General features: G+C 70.2%; 17 protein-coding genes. 10 read left to right on the forward strand and 7 right to left on the reverse strand.

Annotated features, from left to right (window positions below; all coding sequences use genetic code 11):
- Window positions 1-6: 6 nt before the first annotated feature.
- Window positions 7-489 carry a bactofilin family protein gene (locus tag RIC31_RS25445; protein ID WP_350114923.1) on the reverse strand — a complete coding sequence of 161 codons (483 nt, stop codon included), beginning with the start codon at window positions 487-489 and terminating at the stop codon, window positions 7-9.
- Window positions 464-1,933 carry a peptidoglycan DD-metalloendopeptidase family protein gene (locus RIC31_RS25450; protein WP_350114926.1) on the reverse strand — a complete coding sequence of 490 codons (1,470 nt, stop codon included), beginning with the start codon at window positions 1,931-1,933 and terminating at the stop codon, window positions 464-466. The genes RIC31_RS25445 and RIC31_RS25450 overlap by 26 nt, the downstream gene beginning before the upstream one ends.
- A gap of 140 nt (window positions 1,934-2,073) precedes the next feature.
- On the opposite strand from RIC31_RS25450, the gene RIC31_RS25455 reads away from it, so the two are divergent.
- Window positions 2,074-2,706 carry a hypothetical protein gene (locus RIC31_RS25455; RefSeq protein WP_350114929.1) on the forward strand — a complete coding sequence of 211 codons (633 nt, stop codon included), beginning with the start codon at window positions 2,074-2,076 and terminating at the stop codon, window positions 2,704-2,706.
- Between the two features lie 9 nt (window positions 2,707-2,715).
- Here the strand turns inward: RIC31_RS25455 and ggt are convergent, their stop codons facing one another.
- Window positions 2,716-4,491 carry a gamma-glutamyltransferase gene (ggt, locus tag RIC31_RS25460; protein ID WP_350114932.1) on the reverse strand — a complete coding sequence of 592 codons (1,776 nt, stop codon included), beginning with the start codon at window positions 4,489-4,491 and terminating at the stop codon, window positions 2,716-2,718.
- Between the two features lie 101 nt (window positions 4,492-4,592).
- Between ggt and RIC31_RS25465 the strand changes: the two genes are divergently transcribed.
- Genes RIC31_RS25465 through RIC31_RS25480 form a run of 4 tightly spaced genes read left to right on the forward strand, consistent with a single transcriptional unit; the run spans window position 4,593 to window position 9,789 of the window.
- Window positions 4,593-5,849, forward strand: coding sequence for a sarcosine oxidase subunit beta family protein (locus tag RIC31_RS25465; RefSeq protein ID WP_350114935.1), 1,257 nt, complete (start codon window positions 4,593-4,595; stop codon window positions 5,847-5,849).
- 16 nt (window positions 5,850-5,865) lie between these two features.
- Window positions 5,866-6,144, forward strand: coding sequence for a sarcosine oxidase subunit delta (locus RIC31_RS25470; protein WP_350114938.1), 279 nt, complete (start codon window positions 5,866-5,868; stop codon window positions 6,142-6,144).
- Window positions 6,141-9,185, forward strand: coding sequence for a sarcosine oxidase subunit alpha family protein (locus RIC31_RS25475; RefSeq protein ID WP_350114941.1), 3,045 nt, complete (start codon window positions 6,141-6,143; stop codon window positions 9,183-9,185). The genes RIC31_RS25470 and RIC31_RS25475 overlap by 4 nt, the downstream gene beginning before the upstream one ends.
- The gene (locus RIC31_RS25480; RefSeq protein WP_350114943.1) at window positions 9,178-9,789 is read left to right on the forward strand and encodes a sarcosine oxidase subunit gamma; all 612 of its coding nucleotides are present in this window, start codon (window positions 9,178-9,180) and stop codon (window positions 9,787-9,789) included. The genes RIC31_RS25475 and RIC31_RS25480 overlap by 8 nt, the downstream gene beginning before the upstream one ends.
- Before the next feature lie 102 nt (window positions 9,790-9,891).
- Here the strand turns inward: RIC31_RS25480 and RIC31_RS25485 are convergent, their stop codons facing one another.
- Window positions 9,892-10,800 carry a 4-hydroxy-tetrahydrodipicolinate synthase family protein gene (locus RIC31_RS25485; protein ID WP_350114946.1) on the reverse strand — a complete coding sequence of 303 codons (909 nt, stop codon included), beginning with the start codon at window positions 10,798-10,800 and terminating at the stop codon, window positions 9,892-9,894.
- Between the two features lie 274 nt (window positions 10,801-11,074).
- Between RIC31_RS25485 and RIC31_RS25490 the strand changes: the two genes are divergently transcribed.
- The 5 genes from RIC31_RS25490 (at window position 11,075) to RIC31_RS25510 (ending at window position 17,055) form a co-directional block, all read left to right on the forward strand.
- Window positions 11,075-11,533, forward strand: a complete 459-nt coding sequence (locus RIC31_RS25490; protein WP_350114949.1) for a VOC family protein — start codon at window positions 11,075-11,077, stop codon at window positions 11,531-11,533.
- 104 nt (window positions 11,534-11,637) lie between these two features.
- The gene (locus tag RIC31_RS25495; protein WP_350114952.1) at window positions 11,638-13,272 is read left to right on the forward strand and encodes a flavin-containing monooxygenase; all 1,635 of its coding nucleotides are present in this window, start codon (window positions 11,638-11,640) and stop codon (window positions 13,270-13,272) included.
- Window positions 13,273-13,431: 159 nt separating this feature from the next.
- Window positions 13,432-14,304, forward strand: a complete 873-nt coding sequence (locus RIC31_RS25500; protein ID WP_350114955.1) for an FAD binding domain-containing protein — start codon at window positions 13,432-13,434, stop codon at window positions 14,302-14,304.
- A 13-nt stretch (window positions 14,305-14,317) separates the two neighbouring features.
- Window positions 14,318-14,800 carry a (2Fe-2S)-binding protein gene (locus RIC31_RS25505; RefSeq protein WP_350114958.1) on the forward strand — a complete coding sequence of 161 codons (483 nt, stop codon included), beginning with the start codon at window positions 14,318-14,320 and terminating at the stop codon, window positions 14,798-14,800.
- The gene (locus RIC31_RS25510) at window positions 14,797-17,055 is read left to right on the forward strand and encodes a xanthine dehydrogenase family protein molybdopterin-binding subunit (RefSeq protein WP_350114961.1); all 2,259 of its coding nucleotides are present in this window, start codon (window positions 14,797-14,799) and stop codon (window positions 17,053-17,055) included. Before RIC31_RS25505 ends, RIC31_RS25510 begins: the two co-directional genes overlap by 4 nt.
- Window positions 17,056-17,132: 77 nt before the next feature.
- Here the strand turns inward: RIC31_RS25510 and RIC31_RS25515 are convergent, their stop codons facing one another.
- The 3 genes from RIC31_RS25515 to RIC31_RS25525 all read right to left on the reverse strand — a co-directional run bounded on the left by RIC31_RS25515 (window position 17,133) and on the right by RIC31_RS25525 (window position 19,599).
- Entirely contained in the window at window positions 17,133-17,450 is a 318-nt protein-coding gene (locus tag RIC31_RS25515; RefSeq protein WP_350114968.1) for a helix-turn-helix domain-containing protein, read from the reverse strand.
- Window positions 17,443-17,817, reverse strand: a complete 375-nt coding sequence (locus tag RIC31_RS25520; RefSeq protein ID WP_350114971.1) for a type II toxin-antitoxin system RelE/ParE family toxin — start codon at window positions 17,815-17,817, stop codon at window positions 17,443-17,445. Before RIC31_RS25520 ends, RIC31_RS25515 begins: the two co-directional genes overlap by 8 nt.
- A gap of 231 nt (window positions 17,818-18,048) precedes the next feature.
- Window positions 18,049-19,599, reverse strand: a complete 1,551-nt coding sequence (locus tag RIC31_RS25525) for a flavin-containing monooxygenase (protein ID WP_350114974.1) — start codon at window positions 19,597-19,599, stop codon at window positions 18,049-18,051.
- Window positions 19,600-19,619 lie beyond the last annotated feature (20 nt).

A 19,619-nucleotide genomic window follows, 5' to 3' on the forward strand; every position in this document is an offset into this window, starting at 1 on the left:
GCGACGTCAGCTGCCGGCTTCGACCGCGGCCACCGGCGTCGCCTGTGCCGGCGAGGAATCGCCGTCGCGGTGCATGGCCGGCTTGATCGGCTCGAGGCGCGGCATCGGCTTCTTCTCGCCCTCCGGCGGGAAGTGCCGGCAGTTGCCCTCGAAGAACGCCCCCGGCTCGATCGACAGGCGCTCCTGCACCACGTCGGCGATGACGCGGGCGGTCTTGATCAGGGTCACGTGCCGCGCCTTGATCTGACCGGTCACCGATCCGGCGATCACCACCGTCTCCGCCTCGATCGCACCGCGCACCGTCGCCGAGCTGCTGACGGTCAGCTTCTTGGAGACGATGTCGCCCTCGACCGTTCCGTCGACCTGTATGTCGCCGCCGCTGTTGAGGTTGCCGTTGATCGACAGGTCGGAACTGATGATCGACGGCGCCGCCGGCTTCGGGGCGCCCGCCGTCTCGGTTCTGCTAGTTGGTTTCTTTTGACTGAACATATGTGCCCGCCTTCAAAAATTTGGCCGGATTCAGGGCCCTGCCGTGATAGCGGACCTCGTAGTGAACATGCGGCCCCGAGCTCCGCCCGCTCGAACCCAGAAGCCCGATCGTCCGTCCGAGCTTGACCGTTTCACCACGGCGGACCGAAATCTTAGCGAGGTGGGCGTACCGCGTCATCAACCCGTGGCCATGGTCGATCTCCACCACCCGGCCGTAGCGGCTGCGGCGACCGGCGAACACAACCTCGCCATCTGCCGTGGCCGTGACCGGCTCCTTGTACGGACCGGCCATGTCCAGGCCGTCATGCATGGCAGTGCGGCCGTTGAACGGGTCCACGCGCGGGCCGAAGCGGCTGGAGATCCGGTAGTTCACGACCGGGGAAACCAGCGGCAGCGAGACGAACACGCCGCGCAGCGACTCCCAACGGTCGAGCCGCTGGGTCAGGGCGACGCGCAGGCTGTCGTCGTCCTCGTCGACCTGCATGTCCGGGTGATAGGGCACGAACGGCCCGCCCTGTCCCATCAGCTGCTTGGCAGGCAGCGGTGCGATCACGTCGAGCTTGAGGCCGGTTCGCCGGATGACTTCCTCGACCGTCCGTATGTTCTGCTGAGCGCGGTCGGCGATCCGCCGCAGCTCCGTCCGGTGCGCGTCGCGTTCCTCCTCGAGCGCGCGCTGCAGGCCGGACATCTGGTTGCGCAGACCGTCGTTGTCGGACGCAATGGCGCTCCGCTCGAGGATCACGGTGCGAAGGTCGCCCTTCAGGGCCTTCACGTTGTTCTGCAGCAGCGCGACCTTGGAGTTCGACGACTCGAGCTCGTTGTGGAGCGCCCACAGCTGGTCGTCCAGGGCCGCACGCTCCGCCGCGATCTCCGCCTTCTCGGCCTCGATCGTCTCGAGATGGCGGCGCAAGGTGCCGATATGGGCTTCGAGCGCGTTGTTCTTGCCGGTCATCTGCCGCAGTTCGGAACCCAGCAGCTCGAGCTGGTCGCCCAGGGCGACTCGGGCGTTGGCGATCCGCGCCCGCTCGGCCTCCGAGGTGCGCAGCGCCACCTCGGTCGAATTGAGATCCTGCTTCAACGCCTCGTTCTGGCTGAACAGGCGGCGCAGGTGCGCCTCGGTTTCCTTCAGGTCGCGGGTGATCCCGACGATCGAGAGCTGATAGTCGGATACCTGGTCGAGCAGTTTCCGGTAGGCGTGGCGCGACCGGTCGATCGCGTCGTTCTTCGCCAGGATCATCGATCCCTGCGTGTAGTAGCCGACGGTCGCGAAACCCACCCAGCCGGCGACCGCCAGCCAACCGCCGAGTGCGATCAGCTGCAGCCCGGTGGTCAGGCGGACGTAGCTGGTCTCGCCATCCGTGCGAAGAATGATCTGCCGTTCCGGGAAGATTCGGCGTACGCCGCCTTTCAGGCGATCCGCCCACCCCCTGGCGTCGTCTGTCATGCGGCCCCCCCCCGTCGATTACGTTCGATTGGGCCGAGCCTGCCCGCCCGACCGTTGCGTACTCTTCTCTCCCACGCGGCAAGCGCAAGTTAGCTTTCGCCGCTATCATAGGCAAGCTGTTGCCGCATCCGGAGCGTCGCTTGGAGCGCGATCTCGATCTCGACGACCAGATCCGCGGTGTCGCCATGGCGGTGCGCCACTGGTTCGACGTCCGCGACCTGGAAACCCTGCAGCGCAATGTCGGCATATTGCCCGCGCGCGACCGAAAAGCAGCGTATGACAAGCACCTGCGGGTGTTGACGGTATCCGCACTGCCGCCGCAGGTGGTCCGCATGAGGGCCGACGCACCGATGGTGACGCTTCATTACATGCAGGACGTGTATGACGACGGCATGCTTCGCGCCGACGCTTGGCGCTGGTGGTTCGCCTGGGTGGCCGTCGAGTTGATCGCGCGGCTCGGACCCGATCGCGACGGCTCCCGGACCCGCCGATTCGTTCTGGACGACCCGTCGATCGACAGCATCCGCACGGCGGCCCCGCGCTGGCTGGCGGCCAATCCGCTGCGCCTTCAGCTGGTCGAAAGACGGCTGGGCGAACTGGTCGACCGGGCCGCCGACCCGACGTCGTCGCCCGGACGGACGATCGAGGAGCGGGTCCGCGGCATGCTCGCGGGCCATCTGGCGCGGACGGTGGTCGATGCGATGGCCGGCGAAGCCGGCGAGGTCGCCGCCGCCATCACCAGGCGCTTCGACGAGCGGGCCCGGCGGGGCTGAGCCGGCCTCTCAGTCGGGCCCGGCCGCCAGCCCGCCGGGCCGCCGCGGATCGGCGAAGCCGCGATAGCCGTCCGGCGCCCGCCGGACCGCCTGGACCGTCGCCGACGGCCGGCGCACCACCACCCGGTGCCCCATGCCCTGCAGCAGGGCCACGGTGTCCGGCGAGAAGCCCTCCTCGACGCCCAGTTCGTCCGGCAACCACTGGTGATGGATCCGCGGCGCCAGGGTCGCCTCGGCCAGGTTCATGCCGTGGTCGAGCGTGTTCGTCAGGAACTGCATCACCGAGGTGATGATCCTGCTGCCGCCCTGCCCGCCGGTGGCGATGACGGTGCCGTTCCCGTCCAGAACCAGGGTCGGCGACATCGACGACAGCGGCCGCTTGCCGGCTTCGATCGCATTCTCCTCGCCCTGCACGAGGCCGTAGGCGTTGGCCGCACCCGGCCGCGCCGAGAAATCGTCCATCTCGTTGTTCAGGAAGATCCCGGTTCCCTCCGCCACAATCCCGGTGCCGAACGCGAAGTTCAGGGTGGTGGTCAGGGCGACCGCCGCCCCAGCCCGGTCCATGACCGAAAGATGGGTCGTGTTGTTGCTCTCGAAGACCTTCGGAGACCCGGGCCCCAGACTTGCGGAATCGCCGGCGCGCTGCAGGTCGATGCTGACGCGCAGCGCCTCGGCATAGTCCTTCGAGATCAGGCCGGCCAGCGGGACGTCGTGGAACGCCGGGTCGGCCAGATGCCTGAAGCGGTCGGCGTAGGCCCGCCGCATGGTCTCGGCCATCCGGTGCAGGGTCGCTGCCGATCCGAAGCCGAGTTCGGCGATCGGCCACCCCTCGAGCACGTTCAGCATCTGGATCAGCAGGGCGCCGCCGGAACTCGGCGGCGGCATCGAGACGATCTCGGTGCCGCGGTAGGTCCCGCGCACCGGCTCCCGCAGCACGGTCCGGTAGCCGGCCAGGTCGGCCTCGTCGATCAACCCTTCATGCCGCCGCATCTCGTCGGCGATCGCGACCGCGATCGGTCCGCGATAGAAGCCGTCGGGACCGTCCCGGGCGATCAGCTCGAGGGTGTTCGCCAGATCGGGCTGCCGGAACGTTTCGCCCGGCTCGTAGGCGCCGCCGTCGGGTTTGGCGACCACCGCCCGGGTCTGCGGCCATTGCCGCAGACGATCGGAGGAACGGGCGACGTCGCGCGCCAGCGACCGCGACATCGGGATGCCGTCGCGCGCCAGGGCGATGGCCGGCTCGATCACCCGGTCCAGGGACCAGCTGCCCCAGCGGGCCAGGGCATCGGCGTAGCCGGCGACCGATCCGGGAACGCCCACCGAACGGTGCGAGTAGCGGGCGATCCGGTTGTCGACATTGCCGTCCGGTCCGATGAACAGGTCGCGGAAGGCCCGTGCCGGGGCTGTCTCGCGGAAATCCAGGGCCACCGGCGGCGACCCGTCGGCCGGCCGGACCAGCATGAAGCCGCCGCCGCCCAGATTGCCGGCCTGCGGCAGCGTGACCGCAAGCGCGAAGGCGGTCGCGATTGCCGCGTCGACTGCGTTGCCGCCGGCCTCCAGCACCGAGACGCCGATTCGGGTCGCGGTCGCCTCGCGGCTGGTCACCATGCCATAGCGGGCTTCGGACGGGATGATCCGATCGGCACCTTCCAGCGGCGGCGCGCCGATCGAGGCGATCGCCGGCGCCGCCGCGCCGAGCAGCGTCAGGCCGCCGCCGCCGACCAGAAAGGCGCGCCGGCCCAGCCTGGCGCCGGGGCCGGTATGGGAACGATGTCGCTGGGTCACCGTTTGATCCTCCGCCCGTCGTCTCCGGGACAATAAGCGTCCGAAGACGGTCTCGCCACCCGGTCCCGGTTGCTGCAGAGTGCGCCCGAAGGGAGGGTCGTATGGTCGAGTATTCCGTCCTCAGTCTGGTGCGCAACGCGCTCGGCGGTCACAAGGGCTGGATCCGCGCCTGGCGCGACCCGGAACCGAAACGCCACTACGACGTGATCGTCGTCGGCGGCGGCGGACATGGCCTTGCCACCGCCTACTATCTTGCGCGCAACCACGGGATCACCAACGTCGCGGTCCTGGAGAAGGGCTATATCGGCGGCGGCAACGTCGGCCGCAACACCACCATCGTGCGCTCCAACTACCTGCTCGACGGCAACAACCATTTCTACGAGCACTCCCTCAAGCTGTGGGAGGGGTTGAGCCGTGAGCTGAACTACAACGTGATGTTCAGCCAGCGCGGCGTGCTCAACCTGGCGCATTCCGACGGACAGATGGACGCCTACGCCCGGCGCGGCAATGCCATGCGCCTCAACGGCGTCGATTCCGAGCTGCTGGACCGCGAGGACGTGCGCCGGCTCTATCCCTACATGGACTTCTCGGAGACCGCCCGCTTCCCGATCTACGGCGGCCTGCTGCAGCCGCGCGGCGGCACCGCCCGCCACGATGCGGTCGCCTGGGGCTTCGCGCGCGGCGCCGACCGGCTGGGCGTGGACATCATTCAGAACTGCGAGGTCACCGGGTTCGAGCGCTCGGGCGGCCGGATCACCGCCGTCAACACCACGCGCGGCAGCATCGGCTGCGGCCGGATCGGCATGGCGGTCGCCGGCAACACCAGCCGGGTGGCGCAGATGGCCGGCCTGGAGCTGCCGATCGAGAGCCACGTGCTGCAGGCCTTCGTGACCGAACCGCTGAAGCCGCTGATCGACGGCGTCGTCACCTTCGGCGCCGGGCATTTCTACATCAGCCAGTCCGACAAGGGCGGACTGGTGCTGGGCGGCGACATCGACTTCTACAATTCCTACGCCCAGCGCGGGAACCTGCCGATCGCCGAGCATGTGATGGCGAACGGCTGCGCGATGATGCCGAATCTGCGCCGGGTGCGGATCCTGCGCAGCTGGGGCGGCATCATGGACATGTCGATGGACGGCAGCCCGATCATCTCGAAGACGCCGCTTCACAACCTCTACCTCAATGCCGGCTGGTGCTACGGGGGCTTCAAGGCGACCCCCGGCTCCGGCTGGGTGTTCGCCCACACCATCGCCGAGGACCGCCCGCACAAGTTCAACGAGCCGCTGTCGCTGGAGCGCTTCGCGACCGGCCACCTGCTCGACGAGGGCGGCAAGGGGCCGACCCCGAAGCTGCACTGAGCGTGGAAAGCACCCGATGATCCGCATCACCTGCCCGCATTGCGGCCCGCGCGACCACGACGAGTTCAGCTATGCGGGCGACGCCGGCAAGCTCCGCCCGGCCGACCCGGAAGCCGCCTCGGCCGAGGACTGGCACCGCTACGTCTACCTGCGCGACAATCCGCGCGGCCCGCATCTGGAGTTCTGGCACCACGTCCAGGGCTGCCGGGCCTACGTGAAGGTGCTGCGCGACACCGCCACCCACGAAGTGCTGGCGACCGGCCTGCCTCAGGACGACCTGGAGGCGGCCCGATGATCTTCGGCCGCCACGCCCCCGAGCAGACCCACCGTCTCGCCGCCGGCGGCGAGATCGACCGGCTGCGGCCGATCGGCTTCAGCTTCGACGGCCGGAGCTTTGGCGGCTATGCCGGCGACACCCTGGCGTCGGCGCTGCTGGCGAACGGCGTGAAGGTGGTCGGGCGCAGCTTCAAATACCACCGGCCGCGCGGCATCCTGTCGGCCGGACCGGAGGAGCCGAACGCCCTGGTCGAGCTGCGCTCGGGCGCGCGGCGGGAGCCGAACACCCGCGCCACCATGGTCGAGCTGTTCCACGGCCTGAGCGCGACCAGCCAGAACCGCTGGCCCTGCCTGGCCTTCGACGCGATGGAGATGAACGACCTGATGTCGCGCTTCCTGGTCGCCGGCTTCTACTACAAGACCTTCATGGGCTTCCCGGGCTGGCACTTCTGGGAAAAGCGCATCCGCGCCGCCGCCGGCATGGGGCGGGGTACCGTCGAGCCCGACCCGGACAACTACGAGACCATGAACGCCCATTGCGACGTCCTGGTGGTCGGCGGCGGGCCCTCCGGCCTGGCCGCGGCCCTGGCGGCCGGTCGCACCGGGGCCCGCGTCGTCCTGCTGGACGAGACCGACGGCCTGGGCGGCCGGCTGCGCAGCGAGCGCGAGGCCCTGGACGGCGCCCCCGCCATGCGCTGGGTCGAGTCCGCCTCGGCGGAACTCGCCGACCTGCCCGATGTCAGGGTGCTGACCCGGACCACCGGCTTCGGAATCTATGACGGCAACGTGGTCGGCGCGGTCGAGCGGGTGGCCGACCACCTGCCGGTCCCGCCGGCCCATGTTGCTCGCCAGCGGTTGTGGCACATCCGGCCGCGCCGCGTGATCGTCGCCGCCGGCGCCATCGAGCGGCCGCTGGTGTTCGGCGGCAACGACCGGCCCGGCGTGATGCTGGCCGGCGCCGTGCGCAGTTATCTGAACCGCTTCGCCGTGCGGCCGGGCAGCAGCGCGGTGGTGGTCGCGAACAACGACGACGGCTACCGCACCGCCCTCGACCTCGCCGCCGCCGGCGTCGACGTGGCGCAGATCCTCGACACCCGCGGCGGCGGCCGCGGCGCCTGGCGCGACCGGGCGCTGGCCGCCGGGCTGGAAGTCGCCGACGGCCACGCCGTCACCAACGCCTACGGCCGCATGGGCCTGGTCGGCTGCGACGTCGGCCGGCTGGACGGCCGCGGCGGCACCGTCGGCGACAGCCGGTTCGTGGCCTGCGACCTGATCGCGACCTCGGGCGGCTGGACCCCGTCGATCCACCTGCACAGCCATGCCGGCGGCAAGGCCGAGTGGAGCGATGCGGTCGCCGCCTTCCTGCCGGCCGACGGACGCCCGGGCATTGCCACCATCGGCGCCGCCGCCGGCCGTTTCGCCCTCTCCGACTGCCTGGCCGACGGCTTCCGGACCGGCGCCAAGGCGGCCCAGGCCTGCGGCTTCGGTAGCGGCACTGCGCCGGACGCGCCCGCCACGGAAGAGACCGCGACCGCCCCCCTGCAGGCGATCTGGTCGGTCCCCGGCACGCCCGGCCGCAAGGTCAGGCGATTCGTCGACCACCAGGACGACGTCACCGTCGAGGACATCGCGCTGGCCCACCGGGAAGGCTTCGTCTCCGTCGAGCACCTGAAGCGCTACACCACCCTCGGCATGGGCACCGACCAGGGCAAGACCTCGAACGTCGCCGGCCACGCCCTGATGGCCGAGGCCCGCGGCCAGCCGGTCCCGGTGGTCGGCACCACCACCTTCCGGCCGCCCTTCACCCCGGTCGCCATGGGCGCGCTGGCCGGCCGCGCCGCCGGCCGGCACCTGGCGCCGATCCGCCGGACCGCCCTGCACGACTGGCACGCCACCAACGGCGTGGTGTTCGTTGAGGCGGGACCGTGGCTGCGCCCGCAGTACTACCTGCAGCCGGGCGAGGCGAACGCGAAGGAGGCCATGGACCGGGCGATCACCGGGGAGGTGGTGAACACCCGCACCCGGGTCGGGATCTCCGACGTCTCCAGCCTGGGCAAGATCGACGTCCAGGGGCCGGACGCCGCCGAGTTCCTGAACCGGGTCTACAGCAACGGCTTCGCCAGGCTGCCGGTCGGCAAGGCGCGCTACGGGCTGATGCTGCGCGAGGACGGCATCGTCGACGACGACGGCACCACCTCGCGGCTGTCCGAGCACCACTTCCTGACGACCACCACCACGGTCCATGCCGCCAAGGTGCTGGCCGACCTGGAGTGGTACCTGCAGGTGGTGTGGCCGGAACTGGACGTGCGTGTGTCGTCGGTGACCGAGCAGTGGGCCGGCATGGCGCTGGCCGGGCCGCGCGCCCGCGACGTGCTCGCAGCCGCCGTCGATCCCGGCACCGCCGACGTGTCGAACGCGGCCCTGCCCTTCCTCGGCGTCACCACGACCGCCACGATCCGTGGCGTGCCGGTGCGGATCTTCCGGATCAGCTTCTCCGGCGAGCTCGGCTACGAGGTCAATGCGCCTGCCGACTGGGGCATCGAGGTCTGGGAAGCGCTGATGGCGGCCGGGGAGCCGCACGGGATCCGTCCCTACGGCCTGGAGGCCATGGGCATCATGCGGATCGAGAAGGGCCATGTCGCCGGCCCGGAGCTGGACGGCCGCACCACCGCCGACGACCTCGGGCTCGGGCGGATGACCGGCCGGAGCAAGTGGTATGTCGGCCGCGGCATGCTGGACAAGCCGGCCTTCACCGACCCCGACCGTCCGAGCCTGGTCGGGCTGGTGCCGGTCGACGGTCAGACCCGGATCCGCGCCGGCTCGATCCTGGTCGACGATCCGGACGCGGCGACGCCGATCCCCAAGCTCGGCCACGTCACCTCCAGCGCCTACCTGTCGCCGACCGTCGGGCACCCGATCAGCCTCGGCCTGCTGGCGCGCGGCCGCGAGCGGATCGGTCAGGAGGTCTGGGCGGTGTACCCGATGCGCGCAATCAGGGTGCGGGCACGGGTCACCGAGACCTGCTTCGTAGACCCCAAGGGGGAGAAGCTGCATGGCTGAGACCGCCACCCTTCCCGCCCGCCGCTCCCCGCTCGACGGCGTCTGGACGCCGGGCGACCACGGGGCCGTCGGACCGGGCGGGCCGGGAGTCACCATGACCCGCCGGCTCGGCCTGTCGGCGGTCCAGCTCGACGCCCGGGCCGGCACCGCCGATGCCGTGCGCCACGCCATCGCCGCCGCCCTCGGCGTCGCGCTCCCCGCCGCCGGCCATGCGACCTCGGGCGGCGACGTCCGGGCGCTCTGGCTCGGCCCCGACCGCTGGCTGCTGATGGCCGCCGACGGGTTCGGCCTGGAGCCGAAGCTGCGCGATGCCGCCGGACCGGCCGGCGGCATCGTGGTCGACCAGGGCCATGGCCGGGCGATCCTGCGGCTGGAGGGGCCGGCCGTGCGCGACGTGCTGGCCAAGGGCACCGGAGTCGACCTGCATCCCCGCGCCTTCGCCGAGCACGCCGTGGCCCAGACCGGGCTGTTCCACCTGACGGCCACCCTGGACCGCCGGCGCGGCACCGGCCGCTTCGACGTCCATGTGATGCGCGGCTTCGCCGTCAGCCTGTTCGAGAGCCTGTGCGAGGCGGCGGCGGAGTACGGCTACCGGCTGGTGTGACGGCAGCTCAGTCCCACGCACTCTCCCAAGCCGTCATTCCGGACGGGCGCGCCGCCCTCGGGGCGACCGAGCCGGAATGACGGCGAAGAGCCGGAGCGGCCCCTAAGCCGCCACCGCCCCCACGGCACCGCGCCGCGCCATTTCGGCATCGATCCGCGCCGCCAGCGCATCGCTGACGCCGGTCATCGGCAGCCGCAGCTCCGGGCTGGCGATCAGGCCGGCCCGCCACAGCCAGTGCTTGATCGCGGCCGGGCTCGGCTCGGCGAACAGCATCCGGGCGAGCGGCTCGAGCGCCTGCCACCGGGCCAGCGCGCCCGGCCGGTCGCCGGCCAGCAGCAGATCCCGCACGGCGATCCATTCCGCGGTCTCGATATGCGCCGAGGCCGTGATGCCGCCGTCCGCCCCCTGGGCCACCGCGCCGAACAGCAGCGCGTCCTCGCCGGTCAGCACCGCGAAGCCCTCGGGCCGCCGGCACAGCAGGTCGAAGGACTGGGCGGCGTCCGCGCAGCAGTCCTTGAGGCCGACCACGTTGGGCAGCCGGGCGAGGTTCAGCAGGGTGTCGTTGGTCATGTTGACGCCGGTGCGGTACGGGATGTTGTAGATCGCGATCGGCCGTTCCGTGCGCCCCGCCAGGGCGGTGAAATGCGCATGCAGGCCGGCCTGCGACGGCCGCGAATAGTACGGGCAGGCGACCAGGTAGCCGTCGACCGGCCAGGGAGCCGTGGCGTCGAGCGTCCTCGCCATCCTGCGGGTGTCGCTGCCGGACAGGCCGAGCCACATCGGCAGCCGGCCGCGGCCCTCGTCGGCGGCGACCGCCACCAGTCGCTCGGTCTCGGCGGCGTCCAGGGTCAGACCCTCGCCGGTGGTGGCGGCCAGGATCAGGCCGTCGATCCGCCGACCGGCATAGTGCGCCACCAGCCGGCGCAGTGAGGTCTCGTCCAGCTCGCCGTCGCGGAACGGGGTGACCAGCGGCAGCCAGATGCCTGAGAGAACGGGGGTTCGCGGTTGCATGGGAGTGCTCCTTCCGATGGAGGCCGGGCGGAGCGTGGGCGCACATGCGAAAAATCCCCGTCCGAGCCGGCCGGGGATGATGGTGGTCGATCGCTTGGATGCTGCGCGGCGCGCTAGGGCATGCGAACGGAACCGGTCCCCGTGTCGAGGAGCGGTTTGGCTTTCCGGACGCTGTGGCTGCACGAGCGCATGGCCGGCAGCATCGTCGCCGATGCGGCGGCTGTCAATGCGGCGCGAAGCTCGGCTAGCATCGGGAAAAGGCCGGGAGGATCCGATGCCGCTGACCGATCTCCAGCATTTCCTGCTCCAGGTCGCCGACCTGGACGCCACGCGCGACTGGTATGTCGATGTGCTCGGCCTCGAGGAGGGCCCGCACCCGGATTTCGGCTTCCCGGTGCGCTGGCTGTACCTAAGCGGCAAGGACGTCCTGCACCTGACCGCGGGCGGAGCCGGCGTGTCCGAGCAGCGCCGGCGCTATGTCGGCCAGCAGTCGCAGGCGGTCGAGGGCACCGGCGTGGTCGATCACGTGGCGTTCGGCGCCACCGGGCTGGATGCCATGATTCAACGGCTCAGGGCCAGGGGCGTGGCCTTCACGGAACGCCGGGCCGACCTGGTCGCCGCCTACCAGCTGTTCCTGCTCGACCCGAACGGGGTGAAGGTCGAGCTGAACTTTCCGGCGAGCGAGGCGGCCGGGCGCACCACCGAGGTCATGGCTGGGGTGACGGAGAGTTGAGGCGGGCCACGCATCGCACCCTTGCCAACCGGGATTGCCCGTTCGCCCGCGCTTGCGGGTAGACTGTCGTCCGCAACGACCTTGCCCGTCCCAGGAGGCCGCCGATGGCCGCGCTTCAGGAAACCGACGCCGACCACGCCCCTGCCCCGGACCATGACGTGCTGATCGTCGGGGCCGGCATCTCCGGCATGTACCAGCTGCTGCTGCTGCGCCGGCTCGGGCTGCGGGCACGCGTGTTCGAGGCCGGCACCGGGGTCGGCGGCACCTGGTACTGGAACCGCTATCCGGGCGCCCGCTTCGATTCCGAGAGCTGGTCCTACGGCTACTCGTTCAGCCAGGAGTTGCTCGACGAATGGGACTGGACCGAGCACTTCTCGCCGCAGCCGGTGACCGAGCGCTACCTGAACCTGGTCGCCGACAAGTTCGACCTGCGCCGCGACATCCAGTTCCAGGCCCGGGTGTCCGCCGCGCACTGGGACGACGACGCCCGAACATGGACCCTGACCCTGGAGGACGGCAGCCGACACTCCGCCCGCCATGTGGTGACCGCCGTCGGCCCGCTCTCCACCCCGACCTATCCGCGGCTGCCGGGTCTCGACGACTTCCAGGGCCAGTCCTGGCACACCGGCCTCTGGCCGAAGCAGCCGGTCGACTTCGCCGGCAAGCGGGTGGCGGTGATCGGCACCGGCGCCTCGGGCGTCCAGGCGATCCCGATCATCGCCGGCCAGTGCGCCCACCTGACGGTGTTCCAGCGCCGGCCGAACTGGTGCACGCCGCTGCACAACGCGCCGATCGACAAGGCCGAGATGGAGTCGATCCGGGCGCGCTACCCGGAGATCTTCGAGCGCTGCCGGGAGACCGCCGCCTGCTTCGTGCACACCGTCGACCCGCGCGGTACCTTCGAAGTCACCCCGGAGGAGCGCGAGGCGTTCTGGGAGCGGCGCTATGCCGAGCCGGGCTTCGGCATCTGGCAGGGCAACTTCCGCGACGTGCTGACCGACCGGCAGGCCAACGCCCTGCTGTCCGACTTCGTCGCCCGGAAGATCCGCGCCCGGGTGACGGATCCGGCGGTCGCCGAGAAGCTTATCCCCAAGGACCACGGCTTCGGCACCCGCCGGGTGCCGCAGGAAACCGGCTACTACGAGACCTTCAACCGGCCGAACGTCGAGCTGGTCAGCATCCTGGACACCCCGATCGAGCGGATCACCCCGGCCGGGCTGAAGACCACCGAGCGCGACTACGCGTTCGACATCATCGTCTACGCCACCGGCTTCGACGCCATCACCGGCAGCCTCGACCGCATCGACATCCGCGGGACCGGCGGCCGCCGGCTGAAGGAGCGCTGGAAGGCCGGGCTGGAGACCTGCCTGGGGATGATGGTCGACGGCTTCCCCAACCTGTTCATGGTGATGGGCCCGCACACGGCGCTCGGCAACATCCCGCGCAGCATCGAGTACAACGTCGAATGGATCCGCGACCTGCTGTCACACATGGCCGCGCGCGACCTGACCCTCGTCGACGCCCGTCCCCGGGCGGTCCGGGACTGGACCGCGTTCGTGAAGCGCAAGGGCGAGGGCCTGCTGTCCAACGAGGTCGACTCCTGGATGACCGGCGTGAACATGAACGTCGACGGCAAGCAGGTCCGCACCATCGCCCGCTACAGCGGCACCGCGCCGGAGTACCGGGACTGGTGCGACAATGTGGCCGCCGGCGGCTACCGCGAGCTGGCGATGGATTGAGACGGCCACCCCGCATTTGACAGACCCCGGCCGGACCGGTCCAATATCCGTTGCAGGACAGCCTTCCCGCCTCCACCACTCATATGACAAGCTGACAATCCCCCGTGCAAAAAGGGGGTGCGTGCCGGAAACGACCCAGGGAACTTCACGGGAACGACCATGACCGATATCCGATACCTGGCACCGCAGACGCTCGACGAAGCGGTCGGTGCCTTCGCCGCGGCCACGGGCGCCGCCCGCATCCTGGCCGGCGGCACCGACCTCCTGGTGCAGATGCGCTCCGGGATGGTTCGTCCGGGCCTGATCGTCGACATCAAGAAGATTCCCGAGATGATGGCCATCGAGGAGACCGCCGACGGCGGCTTCAAGGTCGGTGCCGCGGTCTCGGGCGCGGTGCTCGCCGAGCACCCGAAATTCGGCAAGGCCTGGCCGGGCGTGCTGGAGGCGATCAACCTGATCGGCTCCACCCAGGTCCAGGGCCGGGCCTCGGCCGGCGGCAACCTGTGCAACGGCTCGCCGGCCGGCGACAGCGTGCCGGCCATGGTCGCGGCCGGTGCCGTGGTCACGGTCCAGGGTCCCGGCGGTCGCCGCGACATCAAGGTCGAGGACTTCCCGGCCGGCCCCGGCAAGACCAACCTGAAGCCGGGCGAGATCCTGGTGAGCTTCACCCTGCCGCCGCGGCCCAAGGGCTCCAGCGACGCCTATCTCCGGATGATCCCGCGCACCGAGATGGACATCGCGGTGGTCGGGGTCGGGGTCAACCTGACCCTGGAGAGCGGGGTGTGCACCGCCGCCCGGGTCGGCCTCGGCGCGGTCGCGCCGACCGTGCTGCTGGTCGCCGACGCCGCCAAGGCGCTGGTCGGCAGCAAGCTCGACGACGACGCCATCGCCGCTGCCGCGGCCGCCTGCAGCGCTGCCTGCAAGCCGATCGACGACAAGCGCGGCACCATCGCCTATCGCACCAAGGTGGCCGGGGTGCTGCTGAAACGCACCGCCGCAATCGCGGCCGAACGCGCCGCCCGGAACGCCTGAGGGAACGGAGACCATGGCTAAAATTCACGTCACCACCACCATCAACGGCGAGCCGACCGAGTTCCTGTGCGACCCGGCCGAGAGCATGCTCGACGCCCTGCGCGGCCCGCTTGCCCTCACCGGCGCCAAGGAAGGCTGCGGCACCGGCGACTGCGGCGCCTGCAGCATCACCCTGGACGGCCGCCTGGTCTGCTCCTGCCTGATGCTGGCGGCCGAGGCCGAGGGCCACGAGATCACGACGATCGAGGGCATGGCCGAGGGCGACCACCTGCACCCGCTGCAGCAGAAGTTCCTGGAGATGGCGGCCCTGCAGTGCGGGATCTGCACGCCGGGCGTGCTGGTCGCCGCCAAGTCGCTGCTGGAGCGCAACCCGGATCCGAGCGAGATCGAGGTGCGCTACTGGCTGGCCGGCAACCTGTGCCGGTGCACCGGCTACGACAAGATTGTCCGCGCGGTCATGGAGACCGCCGCCGATATGCGGGAGGCTGCCCGATGAACGACCAGAGCAACAAGTGGATCGGCAAGCGCACGATCCGTCCGGACGGTGTCGACAAGGTCACCGGCCGCGCCGCCTATGCGGCCGACAACAGCATGCCGGGCATGATCTGGGCCAAGGTCCTGCGCAGCCCGCACCCGCATGCGGTGATCCGCGGCATCGACACCTCCAAGGCCGAGGCGCTGCCCGGCGTGAAGGCGGTGGCGACCGCCAAGGACTTCGTCGACTTCCCGCTCGACAAGCCGGTGCCGATCGGCATCCAGGACATGCGCTGGATGTCGCGCAACATGCTGGCGCGTGAGAAGGCGCTGTTCCACGGCCACCCGATCGCGGCGGTCGCGGCCACCAGCCAGGACATTGCCGCCGAGGCGTGCAAGCTGATCGAGGTCGACTACGAGGTCCTGCCCTGGGCCGTCGAGATCGACGACGCGCTGAAGCCGGATGCGGCGAAGCTGTTCGACTTCACGGAGTTCGACGGCAAGCCCTCCAACATCGCCGGCAAGCTGGAGCACAAGAAGGGCGACATCGACGCCGGCTTCGCCGAGGCCGACGTGATCATCGAGCGCAGCTTCACCACCCGGCCGGTGCACCAGGGCTACATCGAGCCGCATGCCTGCACGGTCAGCGTCGGCGCCGACGGCAGCACCACCATCTGGAGCTCCAGCCAGGGCCAGTTCATGGTCCGCGCCATGACCTCGTTCCTGACCGGCATCCCGCAGAGCAGCATCCGCGCGATCCCGGCCGAGATCGGCGGCGGCTTCGGCGGCAAGACGATCTGCTACCTCGAGCCGGTGGCCGCCGTCCTGTCGCGCAAGTCCGGCCGGCCGGTGAAGATGGTGATGTCCCGCGAGGAGGTGATGCGGGCGACCGGCCCGACCTCCGGCTCGAAGATGACCGTGAAGATCGGCGCCAAGAAGGACGGCACCCTGGTCGCCGGCCAGGGCGTCTTCTACCTGCAGGCGGGCGCGTTCCCGGGCTCGCCGATCCGCGGCGCCGCCGGCTGCTCGTTCACGCCCTACACCATCCCGAACGTGCTCTCGACCGGCTACGACGTGGTGTCGAACCGCTCGAAGGTCGCGGCCTACCGGGCGCCGGGTGCGCCGATCGGCGCCTACGGCGTCGAGTGCGTGCTCGACGAGGTTGCCCAGGCGATCGGCATGGACCCGCTGGAGCTGCGGCTGAAGAACATCGCCCGGGACGGCACCAAGGCCGTGCACGGCCCGGTGTTCCAGAGCATCGGCTTCGCCCAGACCATCGAGGCGGCGATCAAGTCCGAGCACTACAAGTCGAAGCTGACCGGCAAGTTCCAGGGCCGCGGCGTCGCCAACGGCTGGTGGTTCAACGCCGGCGGCGAGTCGAGCGCCCAGGTGAACATCACCGAGGACGGCAACGTCGTGGTGACCACCGGCCACCCGGACATCGGCGGCTCGCGCGCCTCGATCGCCAACATCACGGCCGAGCTGCTGGGCGTCGACTACAACCGGGTCTCGGTGCTGATCGGCGACACCGCCACCATCGGCTACAGCAACCTGACCGGCGGCAGCCGCGTGCTGTTCGCCTCGGCCATGGTGGTGACCGAGTCGGCCGAGAAGGTGATCGAGCAGCTCAAGCAGCGGGCCGCCAAGCTCTGGGGCATCGATGCCTCGGCGGTGGTCTGGGAGAACGGCGAGGCCCGCCCGAGCGGCCAGCACACCGGCAACTTCCCGACCCTGACCCTGGCCGAGATCGCCGCCAAGGCGACCGAGACCGGCGGGCCGATCGGCGCCGGCAGCCAGCAGAACACCACCGGCGCCGAGGGTGGATTCGCCACCCATATCTGCGACGTCGAGGTCGACGTCGAGCTCGGCACGGTGACGGTGCTGCGCTACACCTGCATCGAGGACGTCGGCAAGGCGATCCACCCGAGCTACGTCGAGGGCCAGATGCAGGGCGGCATCGCCCAGGGCATCGGCTGGGCCCTGAACGAGGAGTACGTGTTCGACAAGCAGGGCCGGGTCGACAACCCGAGCTTCCTCGACTACCGGATGCCGGTGTGCTCCGACCTGCCGATGCTGGAGACCATCATGGTCGAGGTGCCGAACCCGAAGCATCCCCAGGGCGTGCGCGGCGTCGGCGAGGCGCCGCTGGTGCCGGGGCCGGCCGCCGTCTGCAACGCGGTCAGCAACGCGCTCGGCATCCGCTTCCACGACCTGCCGCTGTCGCCGATGCGGGTGCTGGCGGCGATCGACGCCAACATGAAGCAGGCGGCGGAGTGACGGCCAAGGCCTGACGCAAGGCATCGACCAGACGCGACGGGGCCGGCGGAAACGCCGGCCCCGTTCGCCTTTTGGCCTCACGCGACTGCTTGCAGGCCCTTGTCCTTCACCAGAGTCAGCAACTTCAAAGAGGCGCCGCGGGGCCGCTTCTCGCCGCGTTCCCACTGGCTGACCAGCCCGGTGGTGACGTTGAGGTAGCGGGCGAACACCGCCTGGCTGGCGCCCTCGCGCAGCCGGATGGCGCGGATCTGCTCGGCCGAGAGCGGCTCGACCGGCGTCAGGCACAGCGCGTCGAACTCCTTCATCGTGCGCTTGTCGATCAAGCCGATCTCGGCGAGGTCAGAGGCGGCCTCATGCACGGCAGCGAGCGCGCCGCTGCGGTAGGTCCTAGGCATCGTCGCCCACCTCGATCAGCTTTCCCTTGGCGAGCGCATGCCCGATCCCGTCATCGTCGACCCCGAGCATCTCTTTGGCGAAGTCGCGGAAGGCCATGAGTTCGTCCCGTCGGATGTTGTCCCGGTCCTTCTTTGCGTAGCCGTGCACGAAGACCGCCCGTTGGCCGCGCCGGAACAGAATGACCGTCCGACAGCCGGACGAGGCGCCCTCTCCGTCGCGCGCAATGCGCTGCTTGATCACGCCGCCTCCGAGATCGGCGTCGACGAGGCCGATATTCGCTCGGTGGACGGCGAGGCGCAGCGACGCGTCGGAAATGCCGTTGCCCGCCGCGAAGCGCGCGAACGGCCTAGTCTTGAAGATGCGCATCCGACTATCGCACTCAGTACTATAGTGAGTGGCAGGATCGCTGTCGAATGCGTTATGGGAGGCGCAGGGACGATTCGCCCGTGCCGATCGGCACGGAGTCTCGCCCCCGCCCGGCCCTTCGAGGCCCCCGGCTACGCCGGAGGCACCTCAGGGCGACAGGAGTCGTATATTTTCAGTGTCTTGTGCCTATCACACTGAGATGTCCGCCTCGGAGCGACGGGCTGCGAGGGGTCATTCCGCCGCCTCGCTCGCCCGGTCGCCCCAGCGGTACACGAACGCCTCGCCCTCCAGGTCGATGGCCGGGAACTCGTCGCGCTCGCGCCAATGGTCCTGGGTGTGCTGCCACTCCCGCGCCGCCCCACGCTTCGGCAGCAGGTGCATGGCCCGCAGCAGGTAGTTCGGGTTGAAGTTCTCCTCGTCGATCCAGGGCAGGATCGCCATGTCCTTCTGGGACGGCGGGATCTCCGGCCGCATGCTGCGCGCGCCGGTCGCCTTCATGTGGTTCAGCAGCCGGCCGACGAACTCGCCCACCAGCTCGGCCCGGAGCGTCCAGGACGCCCGGAAATAGCCGAACACCCAGGCCAGGTTCGGCACCCCGGTGAACATCATGCCGCGGTAGTTGACGGTCCGGCTCCAGTCGAGCGGCCGCCCGTCGATGCTGAACGCGATGTCGCCCATCACGCACATGTTGAAGCCGGTGGCGGTGACCACGATGTCGGCCTCCAGCAGCTCGCCGGACTTCAGGCGGATGCCGTCCTCGACGAAGCGGTCGATCTCGTCGGTCACCACCGAGGCGCGGCCGTCGGCGATCGCCTTGAACAGGTCGGCGTCGGGCACGAAGGCGATGCGCTGGCGCCACGGCCGGTAGGACGGGGTGAAGTGCCGGTCGACGTCGTAGTCCGGGCCGAGCAGGCTGCGCACGTTGGCCAGCAGGTCGTTCTTCACCGCCTCCGGCTTCTCGAAGCACATCCGGGTAAAGGCGTCCTGCTCGAACAGGATCTTGCGGCGGGTGATCTCGTGCACCCACTCCTCGTCGACCTGCAGCCTGCGCAGTTCCTCGGCGATCTCGATGGCGTTGCGGCCGGTCCGGAAGAAGGTCGGCGAGCGCTGCAGCATGGTGACGTGCGCCGCCTTGCCTGCCATCGCCGGGATCACCGTGGCGGCGGTCGCGCCGGAGCCGATCACCACCACCCGCTTGCCGGTGTAGTCCAGGTCCTCCGGCCATTCCTCGGTGTGGACGATCGGTCCCCTGAAGTCGGCCATGCCCTGCCATTCGGGGGTGTAGCCCTGGCGGTGCCGGTAGTAGCCCTGGCACATGTACAGGAAGCGGGTGGTGAAGCGCCGGGTCTCGCCGGTCGCGGCGCCGCTCGCGTCGAGGATCGCGGCCTCGACGGTCCACAGCGCGTCGGCCTCGGACCAGGCGGCGGCCAGCACCTTGTGGCGGTAGCGGATGCGCGGGGCCAGGCCGATCTCCTCGATCACCTCGCCCATGTATTTCAGGATCTCGGCGGCGGTCGCGATCGGCGGGCCGACCCACGGCTTGAAGCCGTAGCCGAAGGTGTGCAGGTCGCTGTCCGAGCGGATGCCGGGGAAGCGGTGGGTCCACCAGGTGCCGCCGAAGCTGTCCTCTGTGTCGAGGATCGTGAAGTCCAGGTCCGGGCAGTCGCGGCGCAGGTACCAGGCGGCGCCGATCCCGGAGATCCCGGCGCCGACGATCAGCACGTCGACATGCTCGGCCGTGCCCTGGGGATCCCTGGCCTCGATCGCGGTCGCCTCGCTCACGGCGTGATCCTCCCTCGCTT

Origin of the sequence: Thalassobaculum sp. (genome assembly GCF_040219615.1) — a bacterium.
In the GTDB taxonomy this organism is placed as follows: Bacteria; Pseudomonadota; Alphaproteobacteria; order Thalassobaculales; family Thalassobaculaceae; genus Thalassobaculum_A.